The sequence below is a fragment of the Methylophaga sp. UBA4204 genome (assembly GCF_002379485.1).
Taxonomy (GTDB): domain Bacteria; phylum Pseudomonadota; class Gammaproteobacteria; order Nitrosococcales; family Methylophagaceae; genus Methylophaga.
Map to the genome: position 1 here is coordinate 33455 of NZ_DFTU01000067.1, position 12706 is coordinate 46160.

The 12706-nt window shown below is 43.2% G+C and carries 11 protein-coding genes and 1 pseudogene; all 12 read right to left on the reverse strand.

The annotated features are described in order from the left end of the window. The coding region (locus tag B3182_RS09860) for an HNH endonuclease signature motif containing protein (RefSeq protein ID WP_292752620.1) at nt 1–304 on the reverse strand (304 nt) is incomplete at its 3' end. A gap of 9 nt (nt 305–313) precedes the next feature. Then, the gene (locus tag B3182_RS09865; protein WP_129980165.1) at nt 314–682 is read right to left on the reverse strand and encodes a metal-dependent hydrolase; all 369 of its coding nucleotides are present in this window, start codon (nt 680–682) and stop codon (nt 314–316) included. Nucleotides 683–986: 304 nt separating this feature from the next. After that, nucleotides 987–1538: a MarR family transcriptional regulator gene (locus B3182_RS09870; protein WP_189768332.1), complete on the reverse strand. Its 552-nt coding sequence runs from the start codon at nt 1536–1538 to the stop codon at nt 987–989. A 22-nt stretch (nt 1539–1560) separates the two neighbouring features. Beyond that, nucleotides 1561–2646 (reverse strand): ATP-binding protein, encoded by a 1086-nt coding sequence (locus B3182_RS09875; RefSeq protein ID WP_272998042.1) that lies wholly within the window; start codon nt 2644–2646, stop codon nt 1561–1563. An 18-nt stretch (nt 2647–2664) separates the two neighbouring features. Beyond that, nucleotides 2665–5691 carry a type I restriction endonuclease subunit R gene (locus B3182_RS09880; RefSeq protein ID WP_272998043.1) on the reverse strand — a complete coding sequence of 1009 codons (3027 nt, stop codon included), beginning with the start codon at nt 5689–5691 and terminating at the stop codon, nt 2665–2667. A 170-nt stretch (nt 5692–5861) separates the two neighbouring features. Next, nucleotides 5862–6404, reverse strand: coding sequence for a hypothetical protein (locus B3182_RS09885; protein WP_272998044.1), 543 nt, complete (start codon nt 6402–6404; stop codon nt 5862–5864). Continuing rightward, a complete protein-coding gene (locus tag B3182_RS09890; protein ID WP_272998045.1) occupies nt 6405–7109 on the reverse strand; it encodes a DUF3800 domain-containing protein in 705 nt (234 codons plus the stop codon). It abuts the gene before it with no gap. A 47-nt stretch (nt 7110–7156) separates the two neighbouring features. Then, nucleotides 7157–7399 (reverse strand): annotated as a pseudogene (locus B3182_RS09895) (hypothetical protein); the annotation flags it as partial. A 9-nt stretch (nt 7400–7408) separates the two neighbouring features. Continuing rightward, nucleotides 7409–7627 (reverse strand): hypothetical protein, encoded by a 219-nt coding sequence (locus B3182_RS09900; RefSeq protein WP_272998047.1) that lies wholly within the window; start codon nt 7625–7627, stop codon nt 7409–7411. Nucleotides 7628–7654: 27 nt separating this feature from the next. Beyond that, nucleotides 7655–8995, reverse strand: a complete 1341-nt coding sequence (locus B3182_RS09905; RefSeq protein ID WP_414673325.1) for an IS5 family transposase — start codon at nt 8993–8995, stop codon at nt 7655–7657. A 112-nt stretch (nt 8996–9107) separates the two neighbouring features. Then, nucleotides 9108–10151, reverse strand: a complete 1044-nt coding sequence (locus tag B3182_RS09910; RefSeq protein WP_272998049.1) for a restriction endonuclease subunit S — start codon at nt 10149–10151, stop codon at nt 9108–9110. Then, a complete protein-coding gene (locus B3182_RS09915) occupies nt 10151–12610 on the reverse strand; it encodes a type I restriction-modification system subunit M (protein ID WP_272998050.1) in 2460 nt (819 codons plus the stop codon). The genes B3182_RS09910 and B3182_RS09915 overlap by 1 nt, the downstream gene beginning before the upstream one ends. Between the last annotated feature and the right edge of the window lie 96 nt (nt 12611–12706).

A 12706-nucleotide genomic window follows, 5' to 3' on the forward strand; every position in this document is an offset into this window, starting at 1 on the left:
CGGCTGGATACCTATCCTCGCTGCCTTTCTGATCAATTTTTTTGTGACAGTCATAGCACATCAACATGAGGTTGCTGACGTCATTCAAGCTGGTTGGCTTAGTTTTAAAGAGTCCCCAACCACGAGGCCCATTCTCAGAAAATGCGTAAATATGAGCATTTTGAGAGACATTGACCGATTCCTGGGTCACCGCTGATTTGTATAGCAACTTATTACACCCGCTAAACTGACAACGCGCAGCGGCACGAGCCCAAAGTTCTCGCTCAACAGGGCGTTTAATGTGCCTCGTGACTTCAACGACCATTCAAAACTCCTATAGTTTGCCAATTAACGGAAGTGAGCGCGGTGTTGTCGCATCACAGAGCAAATGGCTCACATAAGCACATCCGGCTATTAGCCCCAGCCCGCGAAGACACTTATCAATTGCCTCTTCCGGTTGCCACTCATACAAATGTTTGAGACCAACACCTAGTGCAGTTAACACCAATAGACTGTGGCAAAACTGGCGATGGTGAGGGTTACCCAAAGAGGGTTCCAAAATATCTGGAAGCTTGCCAAATAGAGAGCCAACCGTAATGGCAGTTACAGGATGGTGACTGACAGCTTGTTTTTTGTTGTCCGCCAAGGCAACGGTTAAACCAACCGCAGCCCCGACGGCCAAATGGGTTTTACCATTAGCCAAACTATTTCTCCTTCCTGACACCTTTAAAAGGTGTTTTGTCGGATGTCTTTACATCCATGAATCGACCAGTATCAGCATCTCGCTTTACCCAATGTCCGCTTGGCGTCTGAGTCTGAGATCTACCTTTAACGGCACCGTTTCTGTGTCCGTCACCTGATGGGGGATTTGTAGCCATAAAACCTCCTATTCTGCTTAACTTAATCACATTTATCAGATATTAATAAAAAAGATCCAAAGGATCTGATCAAATAATAAATTTCAATTCTGATTAACGCAAGCAGATTAACCAGAAAACCAAAAAAAACTACACAATTGATCGGTAGACAAATTCCAGTCCACCTGACTCTGCCACTTCTTTTTGCCCTAACACAAGACCTGTAGCATGAAGCTTCTTTAATCGACCACTGGCATTCTGTGCTGAAATGTCAAAGTGCTTAGATACATGTGACGAAGTCACTGTCTTTTTTGCAATAACAAAATCTAGAAGCTCTTTGACGGTCGCACTGAGTTTTACACCAAGCACTTCGTAACCGCTATCGCTCTTGACTAGAAGAGGTTGATCCTTGGCTGTAGCGCCATAAGACCAATTGTCCAGAAGGTCACGACTCGGTACATTAGAAAGGTAAAAACCTTTTTCTCCTTTTAATGCTTTAGCCAACGAGATTATACTTTCACGAGGAAATGAAGCATCAGTGAATCGAATCCCTTCCAAGCTGATAGCAAAAATATCGCATGATGGGTGACCATCAACGATCTTTTTAATCTTCACATAGGCTTCACTACCTTCATCGTTACCAAAGGCATGGTCAGAACCTACGACTTCTGAAAGAAGAATTTTATGAGTTAACTGTTTCATCTGCTTAAGTTGACACTATTTATCAGAAATTGTCAACATAGAAGTCAAAACAGATATGGGTTCCTGTGATAGGGACCAACCCTCGATCTTCAGAAACATTGATGAGTTGACCCTTCGAGTATTCCAAAGCCAATGAGAAAGTTAGCTGCCTAATTACAATGATAACTTTCTCTTTGCTAGCGTGCTCTCGACTACTCTTAAAGCCTAGCCCCCGGCCTTTACCAAAGCGACTAACCTCACCAGATGTAAATGCTTTTTGAACAAGCGCAATGTCATTCTCAACAGTTTCCGCTGAAAACTGTGCGTACAACTTCGGATGTTCACTTTGTAATGTTGTTCTCAAGGTAGCGGCAATACCTAAACCAGAGTCGGATATGACTGTTTGAATATGCTTTGGTTTATTATACGGTCGATACACTTGCAGACCTGCTAGTCCAGGTATTTTGGATTCACTGTGATCAGTAACGTTGCCTACAAGCTCTGAAAAAACAGTCTTAGCCGCTAAGAAATAGCTGGCTGAAGAATGCTCTACAAACCTGTCGCCCAAACGAATTACAAGCTCTTTGTTTTGGGTTGGCTGTGCAATCTCTCCTAGTTCGACCAAGGTATCGCTATTATCCCGATAAGTTTTAGCAGCTGACATCGCGGGCCTTTCAGGGAAACAAGTTACACTTTGATTAAGATAATCAAAGAAGCCATTTCTGCTAAAAAAACTGTGTGTATTAGGACATGCTGTAGTATCTATCACCACATCCTTCCCATTCGCAGTAAGCTGATTCGCCAGAGCAAGGAAACGGGCTAATGCTATCAGCAAAAACTTACAATCGATGCCAAATTTAAATGTTACCTTTGTTGCATCTTTTTGGTACGCAAGCTTACCGATAGCACTTTCAAAGGCTTTCTCATCAATCCAACCTGTACCGAAATCAATTTCCACATGCTGAGCCCGTATCAAGCACCATTCATGATTTGAGTTTTTCACAAACGTATCCTGGTTTTTGTGAAGAAACGAGTTCACTTGAGACTTATCCAGCCCCAGCTCCTTGGCAATTTGACGTCCTTTCAGGCCTGGTGACCCATCTAATAACTCTGAGATTGCCTTCAGCAAACCATCACTCCTTTCTAGCTACATACCTACCATTCGCTGCATACTTTGCGTCCATGACGCTTTAAATGCTGAATCTCCTGCGAACAACTTGTAGAGCTCAAGTTCATCTTTACGGCGTTGCAGCATAATTTCCTTGAGCATTTTTTCGAAGGCCAAATCTCGATTATGAGGATCTGGGTTGTTTTTGTATTTAGATTCGAAATCTGGGTGATTGCGGATACTCTCAGCGATGTTCACAAACTTAACCTTTTGCTCTTCAGGTGTGGCACTCCAGCCTTGGAACCATCGTTCATTAAATGTGCGAATGATTTCATCCAGCGGGTCAGTTTCTTTTTCACCGCCATGCGCCCCACGTGGGTTTGGATTTTGAGGATCAAGCTCCGCTTCTTGGTCGCTAAGTTTAATGCTGTGGTTAAGCTTCACACGTTGCAAACCGTATGAACTAAGATCGACAGAATCGAGAAGCTCATCAATAGCATCAGCATCGGGATCTTCCACTTTCAATTTCGGTATTAAAAACTTAAGGAACCAAAACAGTTTTTCCCAGCTGACCATTTCATAAGGCATGATAGAAGCCATCTGCCCATAGATTTTAACGAACTGTTTGGCTTTAATCTTAAAGTCCACTTTAGCTTCAGCTTCAAGCTCCAGCTCATGGTCAAACCGGGCTGCTGCAACATCAATGATTGGGCTGAGTGTTTGGGCGTCTTCATTGTTAAAATAACGCGTCACAAAGTCTTCAACTTCAAACCACTCGTACACACCGACATCGTCCATTTCATCTTTCAACTCGTGCAGTACGTTTATATCTGTAGCCTGGGACAATGACGTTGCGGTATAGAAAGGATCGAATGCTGACTGAATATCTTCAGTTGAGTTGAAAAAGTCTAAAACAAACAAGTCTTCTGTTTTCTTCCCTAGCTTAGGTGCACTGCGATTTAGCCTAGATAGCGCCTGAACACACAATACACTGGCGAGCTTCTTATCTACATACATGGCGCAAAGCTTAGGCTGGTCAAAGCCAGTCAGATACTTGTTCGCAACCACTAAAAGTCGATACTCATCGGTATCAAACATATCTTTGGTATCTGACTCTGCAAAACCATTAATATCTGCTTCGGTATATTCAATACCATCAACTTCTTTGGTTCCTGAGAAAGCAATGGCAACTTTAAAGGGGTTCCCTTGCTCCTCAAGTATCCGCCTTATCGCTTTGTAGTATCGAATGGCCGTATCAATATTTTGAGTGACCACCATTCCTTTGCCTTTACCTTTGAGCTTTTTCGCATTCACAACATGTGGAACAAAATGTTCCAGCATAATCTCTGCTTTGGTATCAATCGTTTGCTGGCTTCGCTCTACATAAGCTCTGAGTTTTTTCTGCGCCTTTTTGGTATCAAACTCAGGGTTATCAGCGATTGATTTCTCAATCTCATAATAACTTTTGTATGTCGTATAATTTGCCAGCACATCCAAGATGAAACCTTCTTCAATGGCTTGTTTCATCGAATACAAGTGAAACGGCTTGAAAGAGCCATCTTCTTGGCGCTGGCCAAATTTCTCCAAAGTGCTGTTTTTTGGTGTCGCTGTAAATGCCAGGTACGACGCATTCCCGCGCATCTTGCGCGATTTCATCGCCTGAAGGATTTTATCCTGTGCATCCTCTGCCTCTTCGATTTCAGACTTGCCCATCGCTCGGTTCATATTGTCATGCGCCGAACCAGACTGTGAGCTGTGTGCTTCATCGATGATCACCGCAAAGCGCTTGTCACTAAGATCGGCGATACCATCAATAATGAACGGAAATTTCTGAATCGTCGTTATGATGATCTTTTTGCCATTTTCGAGCGCCTGCTTGAGCTCAGATGATTTGTTCGCCGGGGCAATAATGTTCTTTACTTCAGAAAACTCTTTAATGTTATCCCGTAGCTGCTTGTCCAATAGGCGTCTATCGGTGACCACAATCACAGAGTCAAACAACGGCTGCTCCAAGCTTTTTCCGCCAGCTACATCAGACGAAGCAGGATAGGTTTCAATTAACTGATAAGCAGCCCAGGTAATAGAATTAGACTTACCTGAACCGGCAGAGTGTTGAATTAAGTAAGTCTGACCGACACCGTGCTGGGCGGCATGGTCCACCAATTTTCTCACCACATCCAATTGGTGGTATCGAGGAAAGAACAGGGTTCGCTTTGGTAATGGATCTTTGCTTGACCCATCCAGACGCACAAAATGCTGAATAATATTCGCCAAGCTTTCTTTGGTGAATACTTCTTGCCATAGGTATGCCGTTTTATGGCCAGTTGGGTTCGGTGGATTGCCTTGTCCAAGATTGTGACCTTTATTGAACGGCAAGAAGAAGGTACTGCCACCTGATAACTTGGTGGTCATATACACTTCGTCGGTATCGACCGCCATATGCACTAGGCAGCGACCAAAGGTCAGTAATGGCTGAGTTGCATCCCGATCATCTCGATACTGCTTTTGGCCGTGATAACGTGCTGTTTGCCCCGTCCATGCGTTCTTCAACTCCAGCGTTATCAAGGGTATTCCGTTGATAAACAATACCATGTCGATTTCTTGTAGGGGATTTGCTATGGAATAGCGCACTTGGCGAGTACAGCTAAACACGTTGTCTGCAAAGTTTTGCTTTACCTTCTCACTACTGCTTGCCAAAGGGGCTGGATAGAGCAAATTGAAGTGAGCATCGTCTACGCTTAGCCCTTTCTTAAGTAAATGCAGAATGCCATGCTTTTTAATCAGTCGGTCAAATCGTTCGAGTAACTTACGCTGCCAATCTGAGGGGTTGTTCTTTTGCAGTTTGGCCAGCTCTACTTCTTGTGTCTTTTGCAGAAATTGCCAGAAAAAACGCTCATCAATGGCATATTGCATATTGAAGTCTGATGCGAAACCAACCTGATAAAACCTATTGTGAAAATCAGGTGCAATTTCTTTCACGCCTGCTTTGAGCTCTTCCAGAGTTGTACCCGTTAAACACTTCTCAATCGCCGACTCTAATGCTTGCTCATTAGTTTGACTAACCATACTTATTCCCTAAACCTGCCGTTGCAACCCATGTAACACGAAAAAAGGTCTATCATTACCATTGACAGAACACCCTAAATTAGTTCAAACTTCCAATCGCTCACCTACCAATGCGTAGATAGAGGTGACCGCTAATCGCCCGGTCCACAATAGGCGACCATTCCTTTCTTCTAAAACCACTCACAAGCGTGTAACTCTGGTATAGAACCAGCGCTATATTCGTTAAACCATTTTTGGTAGCTAGCTCTTTTGTAAGCTTCCGTTATATAAAAACTTGTCACTAAAAAGGCATCCGAGGCCCCTAGTTTCTGCACTATAACCACAAAGTCTTCCTTATACGCCCATAAATAGAGGCGAATTGGCTTTTTGCCCTTGGTCTCTTTTCGATAAAACCTGCGAATATCAGCATGATCATGATTCAAGAGAATCGGACGAATCCATTCAATTCGGCTTGCTCTATCAGGATCTAATGGTCGAGTGACTATTTGAGTATAAGTTTTCCCCAGTTTAACTCGCTTTTTCCTTTCCCTTGTCGTTACATGCCAAAAGACTTCCTCTCGCCCATCTCTCATACCTTGCCCATTGGGATCAACGTAAATACTGGTCGCAAGTAACGTTCTTTGAGTGATAAAATCGCGTTGAAAGAGCGGGTAAAGGTGATCAAAAGCTTGCTGTTCACTAAATGAAGATAAATCTATTGGGCGGCTTAACATTCAACCACCTCTAACATTCGCTGGGGCAAAGCGAAATATATTGAAATTACGCTCCCATGGTGGGGTGCCATAGTCAAGCGCGTGCCCTAACTTCTTCTCAAGATAGTCAACAATCTTGGTTTTGATGAGACTGCTCTTTTCAATATCACTTCGGTTTTTATAGCTGATTGCGCCAATAATCAGATCACATGCCTGAATTAACTGCGACTCATACGACTGAATAATGTAGGGTTTTACATTTAATTCTTCACGACCTTCCGTCCTTAAAACCTCACATAGTTTTTTAGTTTTTTCCCCGCCCAAGGTATCCATATAGTCCAAGTAAATTCTGTATTCGTGCCCAGCTTCAAGAAAGTCTTTAAGCGTGTAGTAATACATCTTGTAATAGAAAATATTATGTGAACCCTCGTTGAAATGAGAATGTGCAAGGCGTTCTTTGTGCTGTACAACCGTCGCTTTGAACCACACGTCCACGTCGTCAACAATCAAATCTATCAAGGCGGCATAGAAATCAAACTGTTTATTAACTAATTTCGTCCACTTTAGCTCCGTATGGTAATTGTGTCGGTGACGCAACCATTTAATGTGTTTGTTTAGAGCAAGAGCTTTCTCTTCACTGCAACGTATTCCACCTAGCACCATAATGTCGGCACCATCATGTTCCAGATGGCAGCTTTCATCACAGAATATTTTATAAACCGTCATACCCCACCTTAATAAAAATTCTTTTTATTTAACGCCTCTACCGCGCTATCCAGCGCCAGTAAATCTAAGCGTTCACGGCCTGCGTCCAGCACAAAAGGAAAAAGCACAAAGCCATCAAACTCCTTTTGAATAATCAGTAGCTCTTCACCCAGTGCGGAAGGCTCGTGTGCCAAGCGCAGCCCTGAGCGGGTAAAAAGCTGAAGATGCTTGCGCTCAGTAAAGCCCAACTCAGTGAATCTCTTCGTCTTAACCGGACTAATCCTGTTGGTTTGATGATTTACCGTGAACATAATCGCATCCTATTGCTCGACCATTTCTGGAGTGATCTTGATTTTTCCTGTCACGGCGCTGTTGATCAGGGTGGTTTTGTATTCTTTGAGCTTACTTATCTGTTGGTGTTGTAACTTAATACATTCCTCAATTTCGAACTCCTTATCTTCGATAAAGGCGATTATATCCAATTGCTCACTAACACTTGGCACAGCAAATTTATGATTCAATAAGTCCGTCTGAGTCATACTAGGTAGTCGATCCTGAAAAACTCTTTATCTGGCAGTCACCAAACTCAGGCTGCCAACATTCCTGTCAATCCATAATTCCAAAATCCTGTCCCACGAACCAAATTTTATAGCCAAAAAAAGCAGCCTCATCCATTTCCTGAAGTTGAACGCAGCTGCCGCCATCAGAACATTAATCTGATCGCCTATAAATCCTTTCAGCCTGTTTCTGTTTAGCCGATGGTCTGATTTCAGGTGGCCAATCACCGGCTCGATACCTGCTCGCTTTCTAAACCGCTTTCGCATTAATTCCGTGTGAGACTTGTCGGCATTTCTGGCATTCACACCCGGAATCAAAATTCGAGTGTTGTGAAATTTTTTACGACCTTTATAACCTCTGTCACACAATCCATATTTCGGTGCCTGACCACACAACTTTTCCACTTGCAACAATACTTTCGGCAATGTGTGGCCATCGTATTTGTTCTTGTCAAAGGCCATGGCGCCAACAATAATCTTTGAATCACGGGTTGCCGCAATGGAAACCTTTGTTCCAAATTCGTATCGTTTGTGCTCTTTGCCCTTACTCATGCAATAAACATGGGGCTCGTGCAGGCTGTATAGCTTGTTTTTGTCGCCTCGCTTTTGGCAAAGGCCTTTGTCAAACAGTGCAAATTCTTCGGCAAAGTTTTGCAGGATATCAGCAGGCAATTTACGCTGTAATTCACGGAGTAAACAGCCTGCGATGGTTTTTAACCGTTTCACTGCCTTGCGGGCTTTGGCTCGATTCCGTGGGTGACCAGAGAATCGACATGCAAGTTTGTGTTGCTTGATCTCTTTCGCGTAAGAACGCCGCTGCTTTATCCCGGAGCGTTTCGCTATTTTCTTACACCGAACGATAATCTTCCGATACAGCTTGGCATCGGTCGGGAAAGTAATGTTCTTTTCCTGCACCGTGGTATCAATACAAACTTCCTCTTCCCGTGCTGATTCTCCATGAATCACAATCGAGACCGCCAGTATCTTATTAAATCCTTCTTCCCCAATGCGTTTTCGAAAATAAATCAAGTCCGTTGGGTCGCAGGGAAATTGCCACTGGAATTCAACCTCACCACAAAAAGCCTGCCAGTACGGATTTTGAACCCAGTGGCGAATCAAAGATTCATCACTTTTGTCTTCCAGGTGCTTCAAAATGCAAAGCCCGACCATCAATCTGATCGGCTTTGCGGGACGCCCTTTGGTTGAATACAGTGGCGAAAATTCTTCTTCAAAATACGACCAAGGTATCGTCTTGGCCAATTGAAGCAACGGATGCTTTGGATTCAATTGATCCAGCAAGCTCGGCGCCATAAAGCTCATCTGCTTGTCACTGGGAGACGACTTTATCATTCAGAACCCTATCAATTTCGACCAGGAAACAGAGGAAAAACCTCCAAAACTGGTCGAAATTATAGCCTGTAACAGAGAGTATTTCCTTACTTATCAAGCTGTTATTAGTTTTTCAGGATCGTCTAGGTAAAGCTGTTGCTGTCGAATAAAAACCAAATGGAATAGTTGTTGCGCAAAAATATAAGTACTTGGTTACCACACGGGTATTGCAGACAGCATAAAACATCGTGTCAACAGTCCAAAAAGCCTCATTAACATATAATGGCTTATCAATGGTTCCCTTTCTTCCTAATAAAACGGCTTCACCTTTGTATAAAAACCTATTGGCAAAAGTAAACTGGCCTCCAGAACCGTAAACAGAATAACCAGAATCACTTTCCACATGCTTATAATCTATGCCATTCTTTATTCGCGCAAAGGTCTTCATTTTTTTCACTTCCCAATGCTCCGGTATCTCCCCAATCCAATCCACGCCGGAATCTTTCATTGGAACATTGGGATCAAGCCCTTGGGTCACCGCCTGTTGGATGATGATCTGCTTACGCTCTTTGAGCAGGTTAATTTGCTGCTCTTTGATAGCAATCGCTTCGTCGATCTGAGCGGTTTTCTTGTCGAGAAAATTGGCTATTAGGGTTTGCTCTTCGAAAGTCGGAAAAGGCAGATATAGTTGCTTGAATTGCTCCTTATTAAGGCTCTCCCTTAACTCCATAATGCCTGTACAATACCTTATTAGTGATTTGTAGAAAGGCTCATTATGAAATAAGTAGGCATAGTACCTAATATTAAAGCTTTTCGTTTTAGGTCTAAGAACTATATAGACTTGGCTAAGCGCTCCAAAGTATTTACTCAAGCCAAGCGAACCAATCACGACATTCATCTTGTTTATAACAAGATCATTTTCATAAACAAGTTTATATCGCTCTATATCTTCGGATTTATTATTGCCTATTGCACCTTTTTCATCATAAGGAATAACACCTCTATCCCTTGTCACAGATAAAATATGGTCTGTTTTTGGCCCTGTATTTTTCTCGTTTCTTTCCTCAAAAATTGCGCGGATAGGAATTAACTTCCATTCACAAGGGATTAAGCCAGAGTAATCTGAATATGAATCTTTATATGCCTCATATTTCGGCATCAACGCTAAACTTTCCATTAAGCTTCTCCCTGAACTTCCGCTACGTTCACACCCAAACTCTCTATTCCAAGGATTTGCGCAATAAGGCCTTCGGCTTTTTGTTCTAGGTTGATGATATCGGTTGCGACCTCTTCTAAACTACGCAGAGGTTTATGACGGTAGAAATACTTATTGAAGCTGATTTCATAGCCAATTTTTACTGTATCTAGGTTTATCCATGCCTCATCAACATGTGGCTTCACTTCGTCTAGGAAGTACTGGTAAATGCTTTGCAGCTCTCCGTCTTTACGTAGGGGAACAGATTCTGTGTCTCGCAGGTCTGAGTTGGTCTCGTAAGTGATGAACTCGCCCTTTTTACCGCCTTCTGTGGTAGGAACGGGGTAATAACCAAAATCGGGCAGGTCAGAGACTTCACACTCATAGCGCTCCAGAAGGTCGTCTAATTTATCACCCGTTAATTTAACTACCTTTTTAACCACTTTCTTGGCGGTTTCGTCATACCAGCTCACCGCGTTCAGGATGGCATTTTTCTCAGGTGCTGAAAGCTTAATAGCATGGGCTTTTAACGATTTATCAACTTGGGTTTTAAAGCTATTAAAGTCATCAAATTCAATGCTACCGATATCAGCCATCAGCGTTTGTGCCGTTTCAAGCAATGCTTTAAGCGCCAGCCAGTGTTTCACATCAAGCAGTTTGGCCTTAGCCTTGGCATTGAGACTGATGTCGTTCTCTTCACACCAAGAAAGAATGTCCTTCTCAATGGATTTTAAGAAGCTCTTTTTCTTTTCAGTACCATAGCCAGTTTTTTCGTAAACACGTTCGCCGTGCTCTGCGTACACGTACTCCATCACTTCACTAAGCTGCTTATCAAAACGCAGTGGGGCTATTGCGTCTTGAGTGAACTTGGCTCTTCGGCGGTCTGGGCGCTCGATAGTGACTTTGTAGTAGCCAAAGTCGTCATTACTAAACACCTTACTGGCGATACCGATAGGATCATTGTTTACATCAAGCGCTCTTTCAACGTCCACACACGCGAGGTAAGTATCGGTGATTTCCGTAATGTGCTCAGGTGCAAATTCGCAGTTTTTGTTACCTAAGTTCTTACGCAACTTACGGTATAGCAAGCTGGCATCAATCAGTTGCACCTTACCTTTACGTGCCTCAGGTTTATTGTTGTTCAACACCCAAATGTAAGTGGTAATGCCGGTGTTGTAGAACAGGTTATTAGGTAACTGAACGATGGCATCTAGCATGTCGTTTTCAATGATGAAGCGACGAATGTTACTTTCGCCACCGCCCGCATCACCGGTAAAGAGCGATGAGCCGTTATGAACAGAAGCAATCCGGCTGCCTAATGGGCTTACACTCGGATCTTTCATCTTGTTGACCATTTCCATTAAGAAGAGCAGCTGGCCATCACTTGAACGTGGCGTGGCATCCACCACTTCGAGATTTCCCCAATAGTCTTTCAGGCTAACCTTAAAACGTGGGTCAATCACATCACTGCCGTCTTTAATGTGCTTCTGTTCAGACGCCCAACTCTTACCATATGGCGGGTTAGACAACATAAAGTCAAAGCGTGAAGCCGCAAACTCGTCAGTAGACAAGGTTGAGCCTACTTTGATGTTCTCAGGGTTGTTACCTTTGATCATCATGTCCGATTTACAAATCGCGTAGGTCTCGTCGTTGATCTCTTTGCCGTAAAGGTAAACATCTCGGCTGTCGTTTGGATATTTCTCTTCAATGAAGTTTTGAGATTCAGTCAACATACCACCGCTACCACACGCAGGGTCATACACTGTCATGGTAAGCGGTAACTGGTCTTTCACTGGGTCGAACACCAGGTGCGTCATCAATTCAATCACTTCACGTGGCGTAAAGTGTTCACCTGCTTCTTCATTGTTTTCTTCGTTGAACTTGCGGATCAACTCTTCGAACACGTACCCCATACCCAGGTTAGTAAGGGCTGGCATCTTGTTGCCATCTGGGTCTTCGACCGTTTCATGAGTTAGGTTGATGTAAGGGGAAACAAACTTTTCGACGACATCAAGAAGGACTTGCTTGGAGGCCATGTGACGAATTTGCGATTTGAGGTTAAAGCATTCAATGATCTCTTTAACATTATCGCTAAAGCCAAGCAGGTACTCTTCAAAGTTGGCGAGTAATATCTGTTGGTTATTTGTCGCGGTGTTGAACAGGGATTTCAGAGTCCATTTAGATGTATTGTAAAAGACATAACCACTGGCCGCCTTTAATGGTTCATCATCAAGCTCCGTGGCTTGCATCTCTTCTTTTTGGAACTTTACCTCTTCAAGCACGGCTTCTTTGGTAGGTTCTAGTAACGTATCTAAACGTCGTAATACCACCATAGGTAAAATCACATCGCGGTACTTACCGCGAACGTACACATCACGTAAACAGTCGTCGGCAATGTTCCAAATAAATGAGATGAGCTTGTTATGTACACTATGATCCATTTTCTTTTCCTGTTCAGTGTTGGTTGCATCCCACTAGGTTGCTGCAACGGCTTCACTATAAATTTAAAATTCTGTTCTTTCTGTAACGCCTCAATG